Source organism: Pseudomonas sp. TSRC2-2, from assembly GCF_049897785.1.
GTDB lineage: Bacteria > Pseudomonadota > Gammaproteobacteria > Pseudomonadales > Pseudomonadaceae > Aquipseudomonas.
In genome coordinates this window covers 14,115-34,721 of sequence record NZ_JAFCWZ010000020.1, presented here as the reverse complement: position 1 = coordinate 34,721, position 20,607 = coordinate 14,115, and the positions used below count along the sequence as shown (strand labels likewise).

Annotated in this window: 17 protein-coding genes; 6 read left to right on the top strand and 11 right to left on the bottom strand. The window is 59.0% G+C overall.

All coding sequences use genetic code 11. The annotated features are described in order from the left end of the window. The first annotated feature begins 9 nt into the window (after nucleotides 1–9). Nucleotides 10–576: a CsiV family protein gene (locus tag ACP7D9_RS29230; RefSeq protein WP_101158761.1), complete on the top strand. Its 567-nt coding sequence runs from the start codon at nucleotides 10–12 to the stop codon at nucleotides 574–576. An 11-nt stretch (nucleotides 577–587) separates the two neighbouring features. Then, nucleotides 588–3,278, top strand: a complete 2,691-nt coding sequence (locus ACP7D9_RS29225) for an SNF2-related protein (RefSeq protein WP_426160397.1) — start codon at nucleotides 588–590, stop codon at nucleotides 3,276–3,278. 125 nt (nucleotides 3,279–3,403) lie between these two features. Here ACP7D9_RS29225 and ACP7D9_RS29220 read toward each other — a convergent pair whose 3' ends face one another. The 3 genes from ACP7D9_RS29220 to ACP7D9_RS29210 all read right to left on the bottom strand — a co-directional run bounded on the left by ACP7D9_RS29220 (nucleotide 3,404) and on the right by ACP7D9_RS29210 (nucleotide 6,030). Next, nucleotides 3,404–4,141, bottom strand: coding sequence for an S-methyl-5'-thioinosine phosphorylase (locus ACP7D9_RS29220; RefSeq protein WP_426160395.1), 738 nt, complete (start codon nucleotides 4,139–4,141; stop codon nucleotides 3,404–3,406). Nucleotides 4,142–4,153: 12 nt separating this feature from the next. Next, on the bottom strand, nucleotides 4,154–5,164 hold the full coding sequence (nagZ, locus tag ACP7D9_RS29215; protein WP_426160394.1) for a beta-N-acetylhexosaminidase: 1,011 nt from the start codon (nucleotides 5,162–5,164) through the stop codon (nucleotides 4,154–4,156). Nucleotides 5,165–5,322: 158 nt separating this feature from the next. Next, nucleotides 5,323–6,030 carry a TetR/AcrR family transcriptional regulator gene (locus ACP7D9_RS29210; RefSeq protein WP_042609037.1) on the bottom strand — a complete coding sequence of 236 codons (708 nt, stop codon included), beginning with the start codon at nucleotides 6,028–6,030 and terminating at the stop codon, nucleotides 5,323–5,325. A 229-nt stretch (nucleotides 6,031–6,259) separates the two neighbouring features. Here ACP7D9_RS29210 and lexA point away from each other — a divergent pair, with 229 nt between their 5' ends. Next, nucleotides 6,260–6,868 (top strand): transcriptional repressor LexA, encoded by a 609-nt coding sequence (lexA, locus tag ACP7D9_RS29205; RefSeq protein WP_016775490.1) that lies wholly within the window; start codon nucleotides 6,260–6,262, stop codon nucleotides 6,866–6,868. Between the two features lie 10 nt (nucleotides 6,869–6,878). Continuing rightward, complete coding sequence (sulA, locus tag ACP7D9_RS29200; protein ID WP_426160393.1) at nucleotides 6,879–7,352, top strand: SOS-induced cell division inhibitor SulA; 474 nt, start codon at nucleotides 6,879–6,881, stop codon at nucleotides 7,350–7,352. 95 nt (nucleotides 7,353–7,447) lie between these two features. On the opposite strand, the gene ACP7D9_RS29195 is transcribed toward sulA, so the two are convergent. From ACP7D9_RS29195 to ACP7D9_RS29165, 7 genes are all read right to left on the bottom strand, one after another. After that, a complete protein-coding gene (locus ACP7D9_RS29195) occupies nucleotides 7,448–7,681 on the bottom strand; it encodes a hypothetical protein (protein WP_003226592.1) in 234 nt (77 codons plus the stop codon). Nucleotides 7,682–7,787: 106 nt separating this feature from the next. After that, nucleotides 7,788–8,312, bottom strand: coding sequence for a DUF6586 family protein (locus tag ACP7D9_RS29190; protein WP_426160392.1), 525 nt, complete (start codon nucleotides 8,310–8,312; stop codon nucleotides 7,788–7,790). A gap of 144 nt (nucleotides 8,313–8,456) precedes the next feature. Then, entirely contained in the window at nucleotides 8,457–11,090 is a 2,634-nt protein-coding gene (topA, locus tag ACP7D9_RS29185) for a type I DNA topoisomerase (protein WP_101158768.1), read from the bottom strand. A 114-nt stretch (nucleotides 11,091–11,204) separates the two neighbouring features. After that, nucleotides 11,205–11,441, bottom strand: a complete 237-nt coding sequence (locus ACP7D9_RS29180) for a DUF1653 domain-containing protein (protein WP_101158769.1) — start codon at nucleotides 11,439–11,441, stop codon at nucleotides 11,205–11,207. 93 nt (nucleotides 11,442–11,534) lie between these two features. After that, on the bottom strand, nucleotides 11,535–12,710 hold the full coding sequence (gene fadA / locus ACP7D9_RS29175; RefSeq protein ID WP_426160391.1) for an acetyl-CoA C-acyltransferase FadA: 1,176 nt from the start codon (nucleotides 12,708–12,710) through the stop codon (nucleotides 11,535–11,537). 29 nt (nucleotides 12,711–12,739) lie between these two features. Next, complete coding sequence (gene fadB, locus ACP7D9_RS29170) at nucleotides 12,740–14,887, bottom strand: fatty acid oxidation complex subunit alpha FadB (protein ID WP_313005782.1); 2,148 nt, start codon at nucleotides 14,885–14,887, stop codon at nucleotides 12,740–12,742. 528 nt (nucleotides 14,888–15,415) lie between these two features. Further along, a complete protein-coding gene (locus ACP7D9_RS29165; protein WP_313005784.1) occupies nucleotides 15,416–15,853 on the bottom strand; it encodes a hypothetical protein in 438 nt (145 codons plus the stop codon). A gap of 103 nt (nucleotides 15,854–15,956) precedes the next feature. Here ACP7D9_RS29165 and ACP7D9_RS29160 point away from each other — a divergent pair, with 103 nt between their 5' ends. Further along, entirely contained in the window at nucleotides 15,957–16,394 is a 438-nt protein-coding gene (locus ACP7D9_RS29160; RefSeq protein ID WP_101158772.1) for a universal stress protein, read from the top strand. Between the two features lie 107 nt (nucleotides 16,395–16,501). On the opposite strand, the gene ACP7D9_RS29155 is transcribed toward ACP7D9_RS29160, so the two are convergent. Further along, nucleotides 16,502–18,424 carry an ATP-binding cassette domain-containing protein gene (locus ACP7D9_RS29155; protein WP_116658582.1) on the bottom strand — a complete coding sequence of 641 codons (1,923 nt, stop codon included), beginning with the start codon at nucleotides 18,422–18,424 and terminating at the stop codon, nucleotides 16,502–16,504. Nucleotides 18,425–18,638: 214 nt separating this feature from the next. Here ACP7D9_RS29155 and ACP7D9_RS29150 point away from each other — a divergent pair, with 214 nt between their 5' ends. Beyond that, on the top strand, nucleotides 18,639–20,567 hold the full coding sequence (locus ACP7D9_RS29150; RefSeq protein WP_426160390.1) for a transglycosylase SLT domain-containing protein: 1,929 nt from the start codon (nucleotides 18,639–18,641) through the stop codon (nucleotides 20,565–20,567). Nucleotides 20,568–20,607 lie beyond the last annotated feature (40 nt).

Here is a 20,607-nt window from a genome sequence, read left to right as displayed (position 1 = left end):
GGACGCCCAATGCGCCTGTTTCGCTCTGTGACTTTGTTGCTCGCACTTGCAGCACCGACGGCGTTTGCCGATGACACTTATCAGGTCGAAATGATCCTGGTGCGCCAGAATGCCGTGCCAGCGATTGTCAGCCGCGCCGCCCCGGAAGACTGGGCGGCTGGCGCTCAGCGTCTGGGCAACGACAGCCAGCGCACGCCGGCGCTGAATGACGTAGTGAGCAAACTCACCGCCAGCGGCGAGTACACCGTGCTGATGCACAAAGCCTGGCAGCAGACCCTCGGCGAAGCGCCGGCGAAAGTTGCAGTGAGCGAAGGTCAGGAACAGTTCGGCCAGTTCCCCATCGAGGGCACGCTGGAAATGAAACTCGGCCGTTTCACCGACGTGACCGCCGATTTCTGGGTCAATCAGATCGACGCCAATGGCCTGGTGACGGCCAGTGAGCGTCTGCGTCAGGACAGCCATACCAAGAACGGCCAGCTCAACTACCTCGACAACGGCCACTTGGCGTTGCTGATCAAGATCACTTCCCTGACCGCACCAGCGCCTCGCGAAGCGCCTGAAGTCGTGCCGGACTGATCGAAGTCCTTATGCCGCCACCCCTGAGCAAACCGCTGGCCCCGTCGTGGGTCAGCCGATTCAAAGAACAGAGTCTGGAGCGCGGCCGCCGCTACGCTTTGGAGAATCGAGTGCGCATCGCCCAGATCGGCGATGCGACCATCACCGCCAGTTGCGAAGGTTCTGGCGGTAGCGTTTACCGGCAGACCATCCATCTGCGCGAATCGGCCAAAGCCACCCTGCTACTGGTCGACGCCACCTGCACCTGCCCGGTGCGCAGCAACTGCAAACACTGCGCTGCGGTGCTGCTGAAAATCCAGGAAACCCTCGACTACCCCGCCGCCGCGAAAGATGCCGAACTGCTGGAAAAACTCCAGGCCGTGCTGGAGAACCGCAGCCCGAAAGCGCCGCCACAGGTACTGGTGGATAATGTGCAACCGGTGCCGCGCCTGTGGCTGGCGAGCGCCGAGTTCAGCGCCTTCGAGCCGCGCAACGGCAAGATGCAGCGCTACATTCAACACCGCGCGGCGCTGTCGTTCAGCTATCTGGACGAATACGTCAGCGGGCAAAAACACAGCGATATCCTGATCCGTCAGGAAGCCCAGACCCTGCGGATAAAACGCCACCCGGATGTCGAACAATCCTACCGCGAACAGTTGCGCATCCTCGGTTTCCGCATCGCCACCCGGCAGAGCAAAGCGCTGCCGGAAAGCGCCGGCGAACTGTATGAAATGGTCAACGACAGCGCCTGGCTGACCTTCACTCTCAATGACCTGCCGAAGTTGCGCAGCCAAGGCTGGGAGTTGCAGATCGATGAAGAATTCGGCTTCGACCTGACCGCCGTCGACGACTGGTACGCCACGGTCGAACAGGCGCCGGAGCGCGACTGGTTCGATCTGGAACTGGGCATCATCGTCAACGGTGAACGCCTGAGCCTGCTGCCGATTTTGCTGAACCTGATGCGCTCGCACGCCGAGATTCTCAACCCGGAGCGCCTGGCCCGTCGTCGCGATGACGAGCTGATTCTGGTGAACATTCCGCAACGCACCAGCGAGCATGGGCCGTTGCAAGTGGCGCTGCCGCTTGGCCGCTTGAAGCCGGTATTGATGACGCTGGGCGAGTTCTATTTGCAGGAGCCGGGCGAAACCACCCTGCGCCTGAGCAAGGCTGACGCCACCCGGCTCAATTCGCTGGAAAGCCTGCCGTTGCTTTGGGAAGGCGGCGAGCAGATCCGCACGCTCGCCCAGCGTTTGCGCGACATTCGCGACTTCAGCGCCCAAGCACCAGACGGTCTGAATGCGACTTTGCGCCCTTATCAGCTCGAAGGCTTGAGCTGGATGCAATCGCTGCGGCAACTGGAAGTCGGCGGGATTCTTGCGGATGACATGGGCCTGGGCAAAACCCTACAGACCCTGGCGCATATTCTCAGCGAGAAGAACGCCGGACGCCTCGATCGTCCCTGCATGGTAGTGATGCCGACCAGCCTGATTCCCAACTGGCTGGATGAGGCTGCGCATTTCACCCCGCAACTGAAAGTGCTCGCCCTATATGGCGCCAGCCGCAAGAAACATTTCGATAATCTGGCCGACTTCGACTTGCTCCTCACCACCTACGCCCTGCTGCCCAAAGATGTCGAACGTCTGGTCAAGCAGCCGCTGCACGTATTGGTGTTGGACGAAGCGCAATACATCAAGAACCCCAACAGTAAAGCCGCTCAGGCCGCGCGCGAGCTTAATGCGCGCCAGCGTCTGTGCCTCAGCGGTACACCGCTGGAAAACCATTTGGGCGAGCTGTGGTCGCTGTTTCACTTTCTGTTGCCGGGCTGGCTGGGCGACGTGAAAGGCTTCAATGCCGATTACCGCGTGCCGATCGAAAAGCGCGGCAGCGAAGTCAGACTGCAACACCTCAACGGTCGGATAAAACCGTTTCTTCTGCGCCGCACCAAAGAGCAGGTCGCCACTGAGCTGCCGCCGAAAACCGAGATCATTCATTGGATCGAACTCAACGAAGCGCAACGCGACGTGTACGAAACCATGCGTTTGGCGATGGACAAGAAAGTCCGTGACGAGATCACTCGCAAAGGCGTGGCACGCAGCCAGATCATCATTCTCGAAGCATTGCTCAAGCTGCGCCAGGTCTGCTGCGATCTGCGCCTGGTCAACGACGCCACCCTGCCCGCGCGCGGCAGCACCTCGGGCAAGCTCGATAGTCTGATGGACATGCTCGATGAATTGTTCGAGGAAGGCCGGCGGATTCTGCTGTTCTCGCAATTCACTTCGATGCTGTCATTGATCGAAGAGGAATTGAAAAAACGCAAGATCGCGTACGCCCTGCTCACTGGCCAGACCCGTGACCGGCGCACACCGGTGAAGGAATTCCAGAGCGGCAAGCGTCAGATCTTTCTGATCAGTCTGAAGGCTGGCGGCGTCGGCTTGAACCTGACCGAAGCCGATACCGTGATTCACTACGACCCGTGGTGGAACCCTGCGACCGAGAATCAGGCGACTGACCGCGCCTATCGCATCGGCCAGGAAAAACCGGTGTTCGTGTACAAGATGATTGCCCGGGGTACGGTGGAAGAAAAGATTCAGCACCTGCAGAAGGAAAAGTCCGACCTTGCAGCGGGCGTGCTGGATGGACGCAAAGCCGGGGACTGGAAGTTGCAGAGCGATGATATTGAAGCGCTGTTTGCGCCGCTGCCGGACAAGATCGACAAGCGCTGAGACTGGCGCTGCTGGTGTGATTGTTTTCGTGGCCAGGCTCGCTCCCACAGTGAATCCAGATGCACTGGAGACCCAATGTGGGCGCGACCTTCAAGCCGCTCGAGGAGAATGCTCAGGCGCTGTGATTAGCAGGCCAGCACCCGCGCCAGCGTTGATTTTACCTTGCCCATGCCATCGTGCAGTGCCTGCTCGATTTCGGCCATGGTGATCACTTCTGTGGTCTTGCCCGCGGCTGGATTCACCACCAGCGCCAAGCAGGCGTAATCCAGATCCAACTCCCGGGCCAGCGCGGCTTCCGGCATGCCGGTCATGCCAACGATGTCGCAGCCATCACGCTCCAGTCGCACGATCTCGGCGACCGTTTCCAGACGCGGGCCCTGGGTGCAGGCGTACACGCCTTGATCGCTGTATTCGCAGCCTTCGGCGGCGACCGCGGCAATCAGTTGCTGGCGCAACGGCTCGCTGTAGGGAAAGCTGAAATCGATGTGGGTGACGTGTTCCAGATCGTCGGCGAAATAAGTGTGTTCGCGCCCGCTGGTGTAGTCGACGATCTGGTGCGGCACGCAAAAATGCCCGGTACCCATGGCCGGGTGAATCCCGCCCACCGCATTCACCGCGATGATCGCTTCGGCACCCGCCTGCTTGAGCGCCCAGAGGTTGGCGCGGTAATTGACCTTGTGCGGCGGGTAACGATGCGGGTGACCGTGACGGGCGAGGAACAGCACTTCCTTGCCGGCGTACTCACCAATCTGCACCTCGGCCGAAGGCGCGCCGTACGGGGTGTCGACTGCCAGCGATTGGCGAATGCTCAGGCCTTCGAGCTGAGTCAGGCCAGTGCCACCGATGATTGCGTAAACGGTCATAACGAAAAATCCTTAATCGATCAGTTGAGCGTCTTTGAGCGCGCCGAGGGCGGTGAGCCAACGCGGGTCCTGACGATAATCAGTGCTGGCGAAGGCCTGACCGCGCATCTTCGCGATGCGCGCGGAAGGCTTGACCTTCATGCGCTGCGCCGCGCTTAGCGCCAGTTCGGCAGCGGCGCGATCGTTGCACACCAGCCCCATATCGCAGCCCGCAGTGAGTGCGGCTTCGATACGGCTGGCAGCGTCGCCGACCACGTGGGCGCCGGCCATCGACAGATCGTCGCTGAAGATCACGCCATCGAACTGCAATTCGCCGCGCAGGATGTCCTGCAGCCAGCGTCGGGAAAAACCGGCGGGCTGTGAATCGACTTGCGGATAGATGACGTGGGCCGGCATAACGGCGGCCAGTTGTTGACTGAGTCTGGCGAAGGGCACGAGATCGTTGGCGCGGATCTCGTCGAGACTGCGTTCGTCGTTCGGGATCGCCACGTGGGAGTCGGCTTCGGCCCAGCCATGGCCTGGGAAATGTTTGCCGGTGGCGGCCATGCCAGCGCTGTTCATGCCGCGAATGAATGCGCCGGCGAGCAAGGCTGCGCGCCCGGGATCCCCTTCGAAAGAACGGGTGCCGACCACGGCGCTGCGCTGATAGTCCAGATCCAGCACCGGGGCGAAGCTCAGGTCGAGCCCGACCGCCAGCACTTCGGTAGCCATGATCCAGCCGCACTGCTCGGCGAGATACTCTGCATTCGGGTTATCGGCAATGGCGCGCATGGCCGGCAGACGAACAAATCCCTGACGCAAGCGCTGCACGCGCCCGCCTTCCTGGTCCACCGCCAGCAACAGATCCGGACGAATCGCGCGGATAGCGGCGCTGAGTTCGCGCACCTGGCGTGGATGCTCGATGTTACGGGCAAAAATGATCAGGCCGCCCACTTCGGGCTGACGCAACAATTGGCGATCTTCGGCCGTCAGCCAGGTACCGGCGACGTCCACCATCAACGAGCCTTGCAGGCCAGCAGTCATAGAGATTCCTTGAAAACGAAAAACCCGATCCGCCTGTATTCGCTACCGCGGGCAGTGCCGGGACGGCCAACAGAATTCATGCAGATCGGGTTCAGTACGAGAGTCGGCATGGCCGGCTAGCTTAGCGGATACCAGCTGCCGCGCCCACCCGTGCGCGGTCAAACCTTGGCGGCGACCGGCGTGGACTTGCTGCGCGGCCGCAATTGCGCGCTGGCCATTGCGGTATCAGTAACGCCGGTCTCGGCGCGCATGCCGGCCGCGAGGAAAGGCACCATCAGGCGCATGACTTGCTCGATGGAGGTATTGACGCCGAAATCGGTCTCGGCAATCGCGCGCAAGGCTTTGATCCCGGACATACTGAACGCTGCAGCGCCGAGCATGAAGTGCACGCGCCAGAACAGCTCGATTGGTGGAATGCGCGGCGCCGCCTCGTTGACCAGCAGCATGTAGCGGCGGAACACCTTGCCGTACATGTCTTCCAGATAACGCCGCAAGTGGCCCTGGCTCTGACTGAACGCGAGGCCGAGCAAGCGCATGAAGATCGACAGATCGTTACCGCTGCGAGGCTGGACGACGAGCGCTTGCTCGACGAGGATTTCCAGCAGCTCTTCAAGCGTCGGCTTGTTTTCCGGTTTGGCTTGGCGGCGCTCCAGCTCTTTGTCAAGACTGACGCAGAACGGTCCGAGAAAACGCGAAAATACCGCCTGGATCAGCGCCTTCTTCGAGCCGAAGTGATAATTCACCGCAGCCAGATTGACGCCAGCCTTGCTGGTGATCAAACGCAATGAGGTTTCAGCGAATCCTTTCTCCGCGAACAACTGCTCGGCAGCATCAAGAATGCGTTCAACGGTTTCCGACTGGGCCATGGCTACTCCGCCTGACAAACACTTGTTTGAAACATACGTTTCAGCCTGTGCCTTGTCAAGCCTGCCGGTTCGTTTTGGGAATGGTGGGTCAGCTATTTAACCATATAAGGCGACAGCATTAATAAATGCTCTGGGCGACCACTCGGCGGGCAGCAAAAAAACGGCCATTGCCAAGAACGCTTCACTGTATATAATCCCAGTCACTGTATAAAAAGACAGAGCGATCAATATGCTAAAGCTGACGCCACGCCAAGCCGAGATTCTGGCCTTTATCAAACGTTGCCTCGAAGACAACGGTTATCCGCCCACCCGAGCGGAGATCGCTCAGGAACTGGGCTTCAAATCGCCAAACGCGGCGGAAGAACATCTCAAGGCGTTGGCCCGCAAGGGCGCGATCGAGATGACACCGGGTGCTTCCCGAGGCATCCGGATTCCCGGCTTCGAAGCCAAGGCCGACGATTCCACCCTGCCGATCATTGGCCGAGTGGCTGCCGGCGCGCCGATCCTCGCCCAGCAGCACATAGAAGAGTCCTGCAACATAAATCCGACCTTCTTCCATCCGCGCGCCGACTACCTGTTGCGTGTGCACGGCATGAGCATGAAGGACATCGGTATTTTCGACGGCGACCTGCTGGCAGTTCATACCACCCGCGAAGCGCGTAACGGTCAGGTTGTGGTTGCCCGCATCGGCGACGAAGTGACGGTCAAACGCTTCAAGCGTGAAGGCAGCAAAGTCTGGCTGATCGCTGAAAACCCCGAGTTCGCCCCTATCGAAGTCGACCTGAAAGATCAGGAACTGGTGATTGAAGGCTTGAGTGTCGGCGTCATTCGCCGCTAAAGGAGGCTCCATGCAGTTCCCACATGCACCTCAGCAAACACAACTGCCTTTATTCGAAGCGTTTCTGGCGCAGCCTATGGCGCCGACTCTGAAAGAAGTGGTCGAGCGAGACTGGAACGCCAAACCCGATGCTTTCAGTGAGCTGTCACTGCGTGGTGCCGCCGGGAACTGCCTGAACCTGCTGGCGCCGATTCTGCGTGAGCTCAGCGATGATCAGGACGCTCGCTGGCTGACACTGATCGCACCACCCACCAGCCTGACGCAAACCTGGCTGCGCGATGCGGGTCTGAACCGCGAACGCATCCTGCTGCTGCAACCGCGTGGCACGCAGAGTGCTCAGCAACTAGCGTGCGAAGCGTTGCGCCTGGGGCGCAGCCATACCGTAGTGACCTGGCTCAACCCATTAAATGCCAATTCACGACAACAACTGATCAGCGCCGCACGTACGGGCGAAGCTCAGAGTCTGAACATTCGTTTGGGTTAATTGCCTGGTTGCGCGCTGTGTGAAGCGTAGAGCTTCTCCAGGGACAGAGAAGCGGATCTATAGCGCAAGCGATTGAAACAGGGCCAAAGCGTGGGTCAATGAAGAACTCGCGGCCCTTCTTCCTTATCAAATTCGCCCTCAACCATACGACCTGCCATTTGCACGCCAACGCTCAACATCGCTTTGGCGATTTCAACGTGCTGACCCTGCAGAAACGCTTTGGCATCCTCGGAGAAATCCAGCGTCACCAGAGAACCTTCGTCCTCAGCCCTGCGCAGTTCGATTCGGCCGTCTGGTAACTCGACAATTTCTAGAAAGGACGTTGGCATATAGGTCTGTTCTCCACGAAAGGCAGCAATTATATAGACATCATTCGAGCTCCGCTCGGGATCTTGACCAGCAGCATGTTTCAGATTACCACTGCATCAAACCCCGTCAGCACTCGTTCAAGCCTTCACGGAATCTGATGGCCAAGCCTTTGAGGTTTTGCCGCCAGCTCTCTAGCTCTTCTCGACTCAATTCTTCTGGCGCTTGTTCTTCATCAAGATTGATCGCTTGAATCAGCGGCTGTGTCACGTCGCCTTTCGGTTTGTGTGGCACCTTTGGCGGCTGAAACAGTGCCGCGTGCGCCGCCAACAATTTGGCCAGCCAGGTTTCCGGGTTCCCGGCCAGCTCGACCATTTCCGCCAGCTCCGGGATCGCTATCGATTCCAGCACTTCCCGTTTCAGCAACTCTTCCGCCCTCGGCGTATGGGCCTGCGGCAGACGGTAAAAGCCGGCAATCTCATGACACAAACCCAGCAGTGCGCCATAGAGGTGGAACAACGCTGACTCACGCCCGGCCTGGATCAGCGCCAGAGAATTCATCGCCCGCCCCTCTTCAGCATGAGCCAAAGCTTCCAGTGACAGGCCGGCGAAATAGATCTTCTGGTTGGTACGGGTATAGAGCTCGTGGGCCATGACGGCAGCCTCCACAACGAAATAATTGCTTCACACAGGCCGAACAGTGTCGTGGATGAGCCGATGCCACTGCAAGCACAAAACAAAAAGGCCGCATGAAATCCTTATGGTTCCATGCGGCCTTTTCGCTGCTCAGACTAACGCTTACTCAGCCTTGGCTTTCGCGCTGCGCTTGTCTTCAACTGTCCACTTGCCACCGTCGTAATACGCCTTCCAGCCAGTCGGCTTGCCGTCGACTTCGGTCTGCACGTATTGCTCCTTGGTCTTGCGGCTGTAGCGGATGACCGCCGGCAGACCGTCAGGATCCTTCTGCGGAGCTTCACACAGGAAGTGGTACTTCGGATCGATCTCGTCCTTGTGCGGCAGAATCTCGATCACCAGCGGAGCACGGGTCTCGCGGTTTTTCGGGAACTGACTGGCCGCCAGGAACAAGCCGGAGGCGCCATCGCGCAGGATGTAGGTGTCGTTGACCTTTTCGCATTTCAGCTCAGGCATCTTCACCGGATCCATCTTCGGCGGCGCCGCATCACCGCTCTTCAGCAGCTTGCGGGTGTTTTTGCACTCCGGGTTGGTGCAGCCGAAAAACTTGCCGAAACGGCCGGTCTTGAGCTGCATCTCGCTTCCGCACTTGTCGCATTCCAGACTCGGACCTTCGTAGCCCTTGATGCGATAGCTGCCTTCTTCGATTTCGTAACCGGCGCAATCCGGGTTGTTGCCACAGATGTGCAACTTGCGCTTTTCGTCCAGCAGGTAGGCGTCCATCGCCGTGCTGCAGATCGGGCAGCGATGCTTGCCACGCAGTACCAGCGATTCCGATTCGCCCTCGTCGTCCGCTGCGATTTCATCGCCCGGCACCAGATTGACCGTCGCCTTGCAGCGTTCTTTCGGCGGCAGGCTGTAGCCCGAGCAACCAAGGAACACGCCGGTCGAGGCAGTACGGATCTGCATCGGACGACCGCAAGTGGTGCACGGAATATCGGTCATGACCGGCTGGTTAGCGCGCATGCCACTTTCCGGGTTCTCTGCTACTTCGAGTTTCTTCTTGAAGTCGCCGTAAAACTCGTCCAGCACGTTTTTCCAGTCGCGCTCGCCCTGCGCCACATCATCAAGGTTCTCTTCCATGCCGGCGGTGAAGCCGTAGTCCATGAGATTAGAGAAACTTTCAGACAGACGCTCTGTGACAATGTCGCCCATCTTTTCAGAATAGAAACGACGGTTGTGCAGCGTTACATAACCGCGATCCTGAATAGTCGAAATGATCGCAGCGTAAGTCGAAGGACGACCGATGCCGCGTTTTTCCATTTCCTTGACCAGACTGGCTTCGGAGTAACGCGCCGGCGGCTTGGTAAAATGCTGCGACGGATCGAGCTTGATCAGCTTCATCACATCGCCCTGCGCCATGTCAGGCAATACGTCATCATCGCCAGGCTTGGCAATTTGCGGCATGACGCGGGTGTAGCCATCGAACTTGAGGATACGGCCCTTGGCACGCAGCTCGAAGTCGCCAGCGCCGACGCTGACGGTGGTCGACAGGTATTGCGCCGGCAGCATCTGGCAGGCGAGGAACTGTCGCCAGATCAGCTCATACAGACGCTCAGCATCACGCTCCATGCCCGCCAGCTTGCTTGGCGTGGTATTGGCGTCAGACGGACGAATCGCTTCGTGAGCTTCTTGCGCGCCTTCTTTGCTGCTGTAAACGTTCGGTGTCTCCGGCAGGTACTTCTTGCCGAATTCGTCTTCGATGTAAGTGCGCGCCATCGCCACGGCGTCGGCCGAGAGATTGGTCGAGTCGGTACGCATGTAAGTGATGTAGCCGGCTTCGTAGAGACGCTGGGCCATCATCATGGTTTTCTTCACGCCGAAACCGAGACGGTTGCTCGCAGCCTGCTGCAAGGTCGACGTGATGAACGGTGCCGATGGCTTGCTGCTGGTCGGCTTGTCTTCACGCTTGACGATGCTGTAGCTGGAAGCCTTGAGCTTCTCCAGCGCGGCCATGGCCTGGGCTTCGTTCAGCGGCTTGAAGGCTTCGCCTTTTTCGCGAGCCACTTCGAAACGCACGGTCGAGCCTTTGGCAGTGCCGAGATCAGCGTGCACTTCCCAATATTCTTCCGGAATGAACGCACGGATTTCTCGTTCACGCTCGACCACCAGTTTCACGGCAACCGATTGCACGCGACCGGCGGACAGGCCGCGGGCAATCTTCGCCCACAGCAGCGGTGAGACCATGTAGCCGACGACGCGGTCGAGGAAGCGACGCGCCTGCTGGGCGTTGACACGATCAATGTCCAGCTCGCCCGGTTCGGAGAAGGCTTCCTGAATCGCTTTCTTGGTGATTTCGTTGAACACCACTCGCTTGTAGCGGCTGTCGTCACCACCGATGGCTTCGCGCAGGTGCCAGGCAATGGCTTCCCCCTCGCGATCCAAGTCGGTTGCGAGATAGATGGTGTCAGCATCCTTGGCGAGCCGGCGCAGCTCTTCGATGACCTTCTCTTTGCCTGGAAGGATCTCGTACTTGGCTTTCCAGCCATGCTCGGGATCTACGCCCATGCGCGAGACCAGCTGCTTACGCGCTTTCTCTTTCGGCGAGAGCACCGGACCTTCGCCCGCAGCCGCCTTGCCGCGCTTGGCGGCTGGCTCTTTGCTGGCGCTAGCCGAACCGCTGGTGGGCAGGTCTCGGATATGGCCGATACTCGACTTCACCACGTATTGGTTGCCCAGATACTTGTTGATGGTCTTGGCCTTAGCCGGGGATTCCACAATGACCAGCGATTTGCCCATGGATCAGAAAATTCCTGAATTCTAGAAGTGAAAGGCGGTTGGCGCCTGACGCGGCACCGCTATATATAGTTGATACAAGATGAGGTCAAGCACAGGGTTGCCTGCGCCCTGGCCTCATGCCTTGTCAAAAACGCTCGGTTCGGCTTGCACCAAAGCAAAGCGTGGCACCTGTTCGCCGTCAACCTCGACCGACTCGACGAACATGCTCAGCGGGCGCACCCAATAGCCATAATCGCCATACAGGGCTTGGTAAAAAACCACTTCTTCTTCGGTTTCGGAATGCCGCGCAACACTGAATACACGGTATTGCGGACCTTTGTAATGTTGGTAGAGCCCAGGTTGTATCGGCATGCTTCGGCCCTCACTGAAATCTTTTCGAAAATAAAATAAAAACCCAAAAACAAAAACCGGGGCACTGGGCCCCGGCTTCCATCGACGAGACGCTTAAACGCGTTCGAAGACGGTGGAGATGCCTTGGCCGAGACCAATGCACATAGTGGCCACCCCGAAGGTGCCGCTATTCTGCTTCATCACGTTCAGCAGGGTGCCGGAAATACGCGCACCGGAGCAACCGAACGGGTGACCCAAAGCGATCGCGCCGCCGTGCAGGTTAACCTTCTCGTTCATCTTGTCGAGCACTTTCAGATCTTTCAGCACTGGCAAGGCCTGTGCAGCGAAAGCTTCGTTGAGCTCGAAGAAGTCGATATCGTTGATGCCAAGACCCGCACGCTTGAGGGCTTTTTGTGTTGCCGGCACAGGACCATAGCCCATGATCGCCGGATCCACACCTGCCACCGCCATCGAACGGATCACCGCCATTGGCTGGATACCCAGGTCCTGTGCACGCTGCGCCGACATCACGATCATGCACGAGGCACCATCGGTGATCTGCGACGAAGTACCTGCAGTCACGGTGCCGCCCTTTGGATTGAATGCCGGCTTCAATGCCGCCAGACTTTCCAGGGTGGTTTCCGGACGAATGGTTTCGTCATAGTCGTACAGTTTCAGGAAACCGTTCTCGTCGTAACCCTGCATCGGGATGATTTCGTCTTTAAACTTGCCTTCCACGGTTGCCTTGTGGGCCAACTCGTGGGAACGCACGCCAAAAGCATCTTGCTGCTCGCGGGTAATGCCATGCATTTTGCCGAGCATTTCAGCGGTCAGACCCATCATGCCCGAGGCTTTCGCCGCGTACAGCGACATGTGCGGGTTAGGGTCGACACCGTGCATCATGCTCACGTGGCCCATGTGCTCGACGCCGCCGACCACGAACACGTCACCGTTACCGGTCATGATCGCTTGCGCAGCGGTGTGTAGCGCGCTCATCGACGAGCCACACAGACGGCTGACGGTCTGGCCTGCGGACGTGTGCGGGATCTGGGTCATCAGCGACGCCATGCGCGCGATGTTCCAACCCTGCTCCAGGGTCTGGTTGACGCAACCCCAGATCACGTCCTCGACTTCCGCCGGGTCGACCTTGCTGTTGCGTTCCAGCAGTTTGCTGATCAGGTGCGCCGACATGTCTTCGGCGCGGGTGTTGCGGTGCATGCCGCCCTTGGAGCGGCCCATCGGAGTACGACCGAAGTCGACAATCACGACGTCTCTAGGATTCAAGCTCATAAGTTCACTCTCACTCTAGTTGGGGGCGCTTAACCGAAGAAGCTCTGGCCGTTCTTGGCCATTTCGCGCAGCTTTTCGGTCGGGTGGTACAGCGCGCCCAAATCAGCGTACTGGTCAGCCAGGGCAACGAACTCGGCGACACCGATCGAATCGATGTAGCGCAGCGCACCGCCACGGAATGGAGGGAAACCGATACCGTAGACCAGACCCATGTCGGCTTCGGCGGCGGTTTCAACGATGCCGTCTTCCAGGCAACGCACGGTTTCCAGGCACAGCGGGATCATCATCCAATTGATGATGTCTTCGTCAGTGACTTCGCGCTGCTCGTAAACGATCGGCTTGAGCACTTCGAGTACCGACGGGTCGGCGACTTTCTTCTGCTTGCCTTTCTTGTCGGCCTCGTAGGCGTAGAAGCCCTTGCCGTTCTTCTGGCCCAGGCGCTTGGCTTCGTACAGCACGTCGATGGCCGAACGACGGTCATCCTTCATGCGATCCGGGAAACCTTCAGCCATCACGTCACGACCGTGATGACCAGTGTCGATGCCGACCACGTCCATCAGGTACGCCGGGCCCATTGGCCAGCCGAATTTCTCCATGACCTTGTCGATACGGACAAAGTCGACACCGGCGCTGACCAGCTTGGCGAAACCGCCGAAGTAAGGGAACAGCACGCGGTTGACCAGAAAGCCCGGGCAGTCGTTGACGACGATCGGGTTCTTGCCCATTTTCTTCGCGTAAGCCACGGTAGTGGCGATGGCCAGTTCGCTGGACTTCTCGCCACGGATCACTTCCACCAGCGGCATCATGTGCACCGGGTTGAAGAAGTGCATACCAACGAAGTTTTCCGGACGCTTGAGGGCCTTGGCCAACAGGCTGATGGAGATAGTCGAGGTGTTGGACGCGAGGATGGTGTCCTCTTTGACCTTGTCTTCGACTTCAGCCAGTACCGCTTGCTTGACCTTAGGGTTTTCGACCACCGCTTCGACGACCAGATCGACGTGACCGAAGTCACCGTACGACAGCGTCGGGCGAATGCCGTTGAGCACTTCAGCCATCTTCGCAGCGGTCATGCGACCTTTGTCAACGCGGCCGACCAGCAGCTTGGCAGCTTCTGCCAGGCCCTGTTCGATGCCGTGCTCGTTGATGTCCTTCATCAGGATCGGCGTGCCTTTGGAGGCCGACTGGTAGGCGATACCGCCGCCCATGATGCCGGCACCGAGTACGGCGGCCTGCTTCACGTCTTTGGCGATTTCGTCGTAAGCCTTGGCTTTTTTCTTCAGTTCCTGGTCGTTCAGGAACAGGCCGATCAGGCTCTGTGCGGCAGAGGTCTTGGCCAGCTTGACGAAGCCTGCTGCTTCCACTTCCAGTGCCTTGTCACGACCGAAGTTCGCGGCTTTCTGGATGGTTTTGATCGCTTCGACCGGCGCCGGGTAGTTCGGGCCGGCCTGGCCAGCCACGAAGCCTTTGGCAGTTTCGAAAGCCATCATTTGCTCAATGGCGTTCAACTTGAGTTTTTCAAGTTTCGGCTGACGCTTGGCCTTGTAATCGAACTCGCCGGAGATGGCGCGCTTGATCAGCTCAAGGGCTGCTTCCTGCAACTTCTCTGGGGCAACCACGGCGTCGACGGCGCTGACTTTGAGCGCGTCTTCAGGGCGGTTTTCCTTGCCGGCGGCAATCCACTCAATGGCGTTATCGACACCAATCAGGCGCGGTAGACGCACGGTACCGCCGAAGCCCGGGTAAATGCCCAGCTTGACTTCTGGCAGGCCGATCTTGGCCTTGGTGGACATGACGCGATAGTCAGCCGCCAGGCACATTTCCAGACCGCCACCGAGGGCAATGCCGTTGATGGCCGCGACGGTTGGTACGTTGAGGTCTTCGAAATCGCTGAAGATCTTGTTGGCTTCGAGATTGCCAGCAACCAGCTCGGCATCCGGCAGCTTGAAGTTGTCGACAAATTCGGTGATGTCGGCGCCGACGATGAATACGTCTTTGCCGCTGCTGACGATCACGCCCTTGATCGAAGCATCTGCCTTGATGGTGTCTACGGCCTGACGCAGTTCGTTCAGGGTTAGACGGTTGAACTTGTTGACGGACTCACCCTTGAGGTCGAATTTCAATTCGACGATGCCACTTTCAAGAGCGTTAACCGTGATGGCTTTACCTTCGTAAATCATCAACTGATCTCCACGATATGGAAGCTGAACAGTACACGTCGGACGCAGGCGAATGGCTCGGCAGGACGCTTTTTCGTCAATGCTAACGCCAATCCACCCGGCACCCCCGCCAACGCGATAGTCGGGATTCTGTAGGAGCAGTCTGTAAGACAAACGCTCAATTCATACGCCCGTTTGATTTGGGTACGTCACCTTCTCGGAATTCCCGGCAATTGTCAATCGCCCAAAATACCGGTTGAAATGCGACTTTGCGGTCATTTCCGTAGGGCGTAGACCTGCAATACGCACTTGCATGTCCAGCCATTCATAGAATCAATAATTAGAAAAATCGCCCTAATCCGTCGCAGCCTTTGTTTAAAGGGCTACGCTGGTGGGACTACAGGGAAATACACAGCGCGCTTGAAACCGCGTCAGCAGAAAAAACTATTTCCGGCCTGCCTGGCCAACCCCGCCCGATGAATCATGTCGGGCTTTTTAATGCGCGTCTGCCGGACGTTTCACACCGTTGCAGTGAGAAAAGTCCACGCATCACGCCAGCGCTTTAAGGGTCGCGTCGATATCCTGCAGAACCGTCGCCTCACCCTTCTCGCCCCAATACAATGCGATCATCTGCTTGTCCGCCTCGACCTTGAAAACATTGCCCGGCAATTTTTCGAAATAATCGAGCAGCGCCCGGTCACCGCAGACTTCCTGCCATTGATTGACCCACACGCCCGGAGTTTTCTGCCAGTAGGTCCAGCACGCCGGCTGACTGCCTCGCCGCGGCCGATGGTACTGGGCACAAGGATTCGGCGGCTCCGGCAGCAGCCAGTGCGGCCACTCCTGGGGCGCGAGTTGCATGGCGAGGCCCATGCGCCGCGCCTCCATACGCAAGGCCATGCGACCGCTCTGCGCACGCGATGGGCGCAGCCATGCCAGCGGACTTAAAACTACCAGCAGGATTGACACCACCAGCCAGACCGTCATATCTGTACTCCCGATTTTTGATGGGCCCATTGTCTCACTTGCGAACCAATGCGCTTGAAACCAGCCATACTTACCAATATCGAAACCTCAGGAGGAGCACCTCATGCCCTACCACCACATACTGGTCGCTGTAGATCTGACCGAAGAGTGCGACCCTGTGATCCACCGCGCCCGCGAGTTGTCGGTGAGCAACGGTGCCAAGTTGTCGCTGGTGCATATCGTTGAACCAATGGCCATGGCCTTCGGTGGCGATGTGCCGATGGACCTGTCACAACTGCAACAACAGCAGTTCGATCAGGCCAAGGAACGCCTTGAAAAGCTCAAATCCAAATATACCGAGCTTGTTGGCGCCAATTGCCACCTGACCTACGGCCAGCCACGCCAGGAAATTCATCATTTTGCCAAGGAACAAGCGTGCGATCTGATCGTGGTTGGCAGCCATGGCCGTCACGGTCTGGCGCTATTGCTAGGCTCAACCGCAAATGATGTGCTGCATGGCGCCCCTTGCGATGTGCTCGCGGTGCACCTGGTCAAACGCTGACTGGTCTCGCTCCCCACATTTTGATCTGATCCAGCCTGCTGATCGCGTTACATATGAAAAGCCCGGCGCTCATCACTGAGCGCCGGGCTTTTGCGCATCACGATCGATCAGGCATCCAGCTCGGCCCAACGCTCCACCAACGCATCCAGCTCGGCCTGCAATTGTTCCAGCGAAGCAATGACCTTGGCCGTTTCCGCCGGCGGACGCTGATAGAAACCGGCTTCAGCCATTTCAGCCTCAACCGCAGCAATCTGCTGTTCCTTGGCGTCGATGTCGCCCGGCAAGGCTTCCAGCTCGCGCTGCAGCTTGTAGCTCAGCTTTTTCTTTGCAGCCGGTGCAGCAGCGGCAGGCGCAGCAACCACAGCAGGCTCAGCGGTAACCACCGCCGAGTTCAGGTCAGCCTTGCCCGACTTGCTTTCAGTCACGCCCAACAGACGCGGTGAGCCGCCCTGACGGATCCAGTCCTGATAACCGCCGACGTATTCACGAACCTTGCCTTCGCCTTCGAACACCAGGGTGCTGGTCACCACGTTATCGAGGAATGCCCGGTCGTGGCTCACCATCAGCACGGTGCCATTGAAGGTCAGCAGCACTTCTTCGAGCAGTTCGAGGGTTTCCACGTCGAGGTCGTTGGTCGGCTCGTCGAGTACCAGCAGGTTGGCCGGTTTGCTGAACAGCTTCGCCAGCAACAGACGTGCACGCTCACCACCGGACAACGCCTTGACCGGCGTGCGCGCACGCTGCGGGCTGAACAGGAAGTCGCCGAGATAGCTCAGCACGTGACGGCTCTGCCCGTCGATGTCGATGAAGTCGCGACCTTCGGCGACGTTGTCGATCACGGTTTTTTCCAGATCCAACTGATGGCGCAACTGGTCGAAGTAAGCCACGTCGATGCGCGTGCCCTCTTCCACTTTGCCGCTGGTCGGTTGCAGACCGCTGAGCATCAGTTTCAACAGTGTGGTCTTGCCGGTACCGTTGGCGCCGAGCAGACCAATACGGTCGCCGCGCTGCAGGACCATCGAAAAATCCTTGATCAGGAACGGCCCGCCCGGATGCGCGAAGCTCACATTCTCCAGCACCATCACTTGCTTGCCGGACTTGTCCGCGGTTTCCAGCTGGATGTTGGCCTTGCCGGTACGCTCGCGACGCTCACTGCGCTCAACGCGCAAGGCTTTCAGCGCACGTACACGGCCTTCGTTACGGGTGCGACGGGCCTTGATGCCCTGACGGATCCACACTTCCTCCTGAGCCAGACGCTTGTCGAACAGCGCGTTGGCGGTCTCTTCAGCCGCCAGCGCGGCTTCCTTGTGTACGAGGAAACTGGCGTAGTCGCCGTTCCAATCGATCAGGCCGCCGCGATCCAGTTCGAGAATGCGCGTGGCGAGGTTTTGCAGGAAGGAACGGTCGTGCGTGATGAACAGCACGGCGCCCTGGAAATCTTTCAGCGCTTCTTCGAGCCAGGCAATCGCACCGATGTCCAGGTGGTTGGTCGGTTCGTCGAGCAGCAACAGATCCGGTTCGGACACCAGCGCCTGCGCCAGCAGCACGCGACGGCGCCAGCCGCCGGAGAGTTCGGCGAGGGTCTTGTCGGCCGGCAGTTGCAGACGGCTCAGGGTGCTGTCAACCAGCGTCTGCAAGCGCCAGCCGTCACGGGCTTCAAGGTCGTGCTGAACGTGCATCAGCTTGTCCAGATCGGCGTCGGTGACGATGTTCTGGCTCAGGTGATGGTATTCGGCGAGCAAGGCGCCGACGCCGTCGAGACCTTCAGCCACCACGTCGAATACAGTCCGGTCGTCGGCCACTGGCAATTCTTGCGGCAATTCGCCGATTTTCAGACCAGGCGCACGCCAAACCGAGCCGTCATCGGGCTTCTGGTCGCCCTTGACCAGTTTCATCATGCTGGACTTGCCAGTGCCGTTGCGGCCGATGATGCACACCCGCTCACCACGGGCGATCTGCCAGGACACCTTGTCCAACAACGGCATAGCGCCGAACGCAAGGGACACATCGCTGAATTTGAGCAGGGTCATGAGCTTCTCCAAAAACCGGGCGCGCATTCTACCTGACTTGAGGCTTCAGCAGGCCGGCAATTTGTCGGTCGAAGCACTCTGCACAACATTTGTTGCGAACTTGTGCAGCGAGGCGCGCAAAGCTTTCGCCGCTTGCTGGCAAAAGGCTAAGCTACAGGCAATTCAGTGCGGATTCCGATCGGCACTTGTCATGATTTCTCTGCCCGGATGTCTCATGCGCAGTCGCCTTTTCAGTGTTTTGTCCTGCTTGTTTCTTACCGCCGCTGCCGCTCAATCCGTCCAGGCGGTCGACCTGTCCACCCAACGCCAGTATTACGATGAAGCCAAGCGCGCCTTGGCCAAGGGTGATACCGGCCCGTATTTCCGTTACAGCCAGGCGCTGGCCGATTATCCGCTGGAACCGTATCTGGCTTACGACGAACTGACCGCGCGTCTGAAGACGGCGAGCAACGCGGAGATCGAGAAATTCCTCGCCGAACACGGTGATCTGCCGCAAGCCAACTGGATGAAGCTGCGCTGGTTGCGCTGGCTCGCCGACCGTGGCGACTGGGCGACCTTCGTCAAATACTACGATCCGAAGCTGAACTTCACTGAGCTAGACTGCCTCAACGCGCAGTATCAGATCAGCCACGACAAGAAAGCTGAAGGCTACGCCAACGCGGAAAAACTCTGGCTGACCGGCAAATCGCAACCCGCCGCCTGTGACGCCCTGTTCGGCATCTGGGCTGCCGACGGCCAACTGACCGAACAGAAACGCTGGGAACGCACCAAACTCGCCGCGCAGGCGCGTAACTATCCGCTGGCGAACAGCCTGATCAACGGCTTGACCAGCCTCGCCCCGCGCGGTCGCTTGCTGGTCGACGTCGCGCAGAAACCCGAACTGCTTAACCAGCCGTCGCGCTTCACCCCGGCCGACGAGCCGATGTCAGACGTTGTCAGCCTCGGCCTGCGCCGCCTCGCAAGGCAGGATCCGGACAAGGCCATGGCTCTGCTCGACGGTTACGCCAGCAGCATGCATTTCTCTCGCGATGAAAAAGTCGCGATTGCTCGCGAGATCGGCCTGACCCTTGCGCGCCGCTTCGACAGCCGCGCGCTGGACGTTATGACCAAATACGATCCGGAGCTGCGCGACAACACCGTATCGGAATGGCGCCTGCGCCTGCTGCTGCGTCTGGCACGCTGGAACGATGCCTACGAACTGACCAAACGTCTGCCGCAAGACCTGGCCATCACCAACCGCTGGCGCTACTGGCAGGCGCGCAGCCTGGAACTGGCCCAACCGCAAAACCCGCAAGCGCTTACCCTGTACAAGAATCTGGCGCGGGAACGGGACTTCTACGGTTTCCTTGCCGCTGATCGCTCGCAGTCGCCTTACTCGTTGAACAATAAGCCGCTGGTGCTCAGCCAGGCGTTGATCAGCAAGGTTCGCAACACCCCCGGCGTGCGTCGTGCGCTGGAGTTTCATGCACGTGGGCAGATCGTCGACGGGCGTCGCGAGTGGTATCACGTCAGCCGTCATTTCAATCGCGATGAAATGGTCGCCCAGGCGAAACTGGCGTATGACCTGAAATGGTACTTCCCGGCAATCCGCACCATCAGTCAGGCGCAGTACTGGGACGACCTGGACATCCGCTTCCCGATGGCTCACCGCGATACCCTCGTGCGTGAAGCCAAGGTCCGCGGCCTGCATTCAAGCTGGGTGTTCGCCATCACCCGGCAGGAAAGCGCCTTCATGGACGACGCGCGCTCCGGCGTCGGCGCCAGCGGTCTGATGCAACTGATGCCCGGCACCGCCAAGGAAACCGCGCGCAAGTTCAGCATTCCGCTGGCCTCGCCCCAGCAAGTGCTCGATCCGGACAAGAACATTCAGCTCGGTGCTGCTTACCTCAGTCAGGTGCACAGCCAGTTCAACGGTAACCGCGTCCTCGCCTCCGCCGCTTACAACGCCGGCCCCGGCCGCGTGCGTCAGTGGCTGCGCGGCGCTGATCACCTGAGTTTTGACGTCTGGGTGGAAAGCATCCCGTTCGACGAAACCCGTCAATACGTGCAGAACGTACTGTCATATTCGGTGATCTACGGGCAAAAGCTCAACTCGCCGCAACCGTTGGTGGATTGGCATGAGCGGTATTTTGATGATCAGTAACCGGTAATCTCGGGTAGGCAAGAGCTGCCGAAAACTGCGA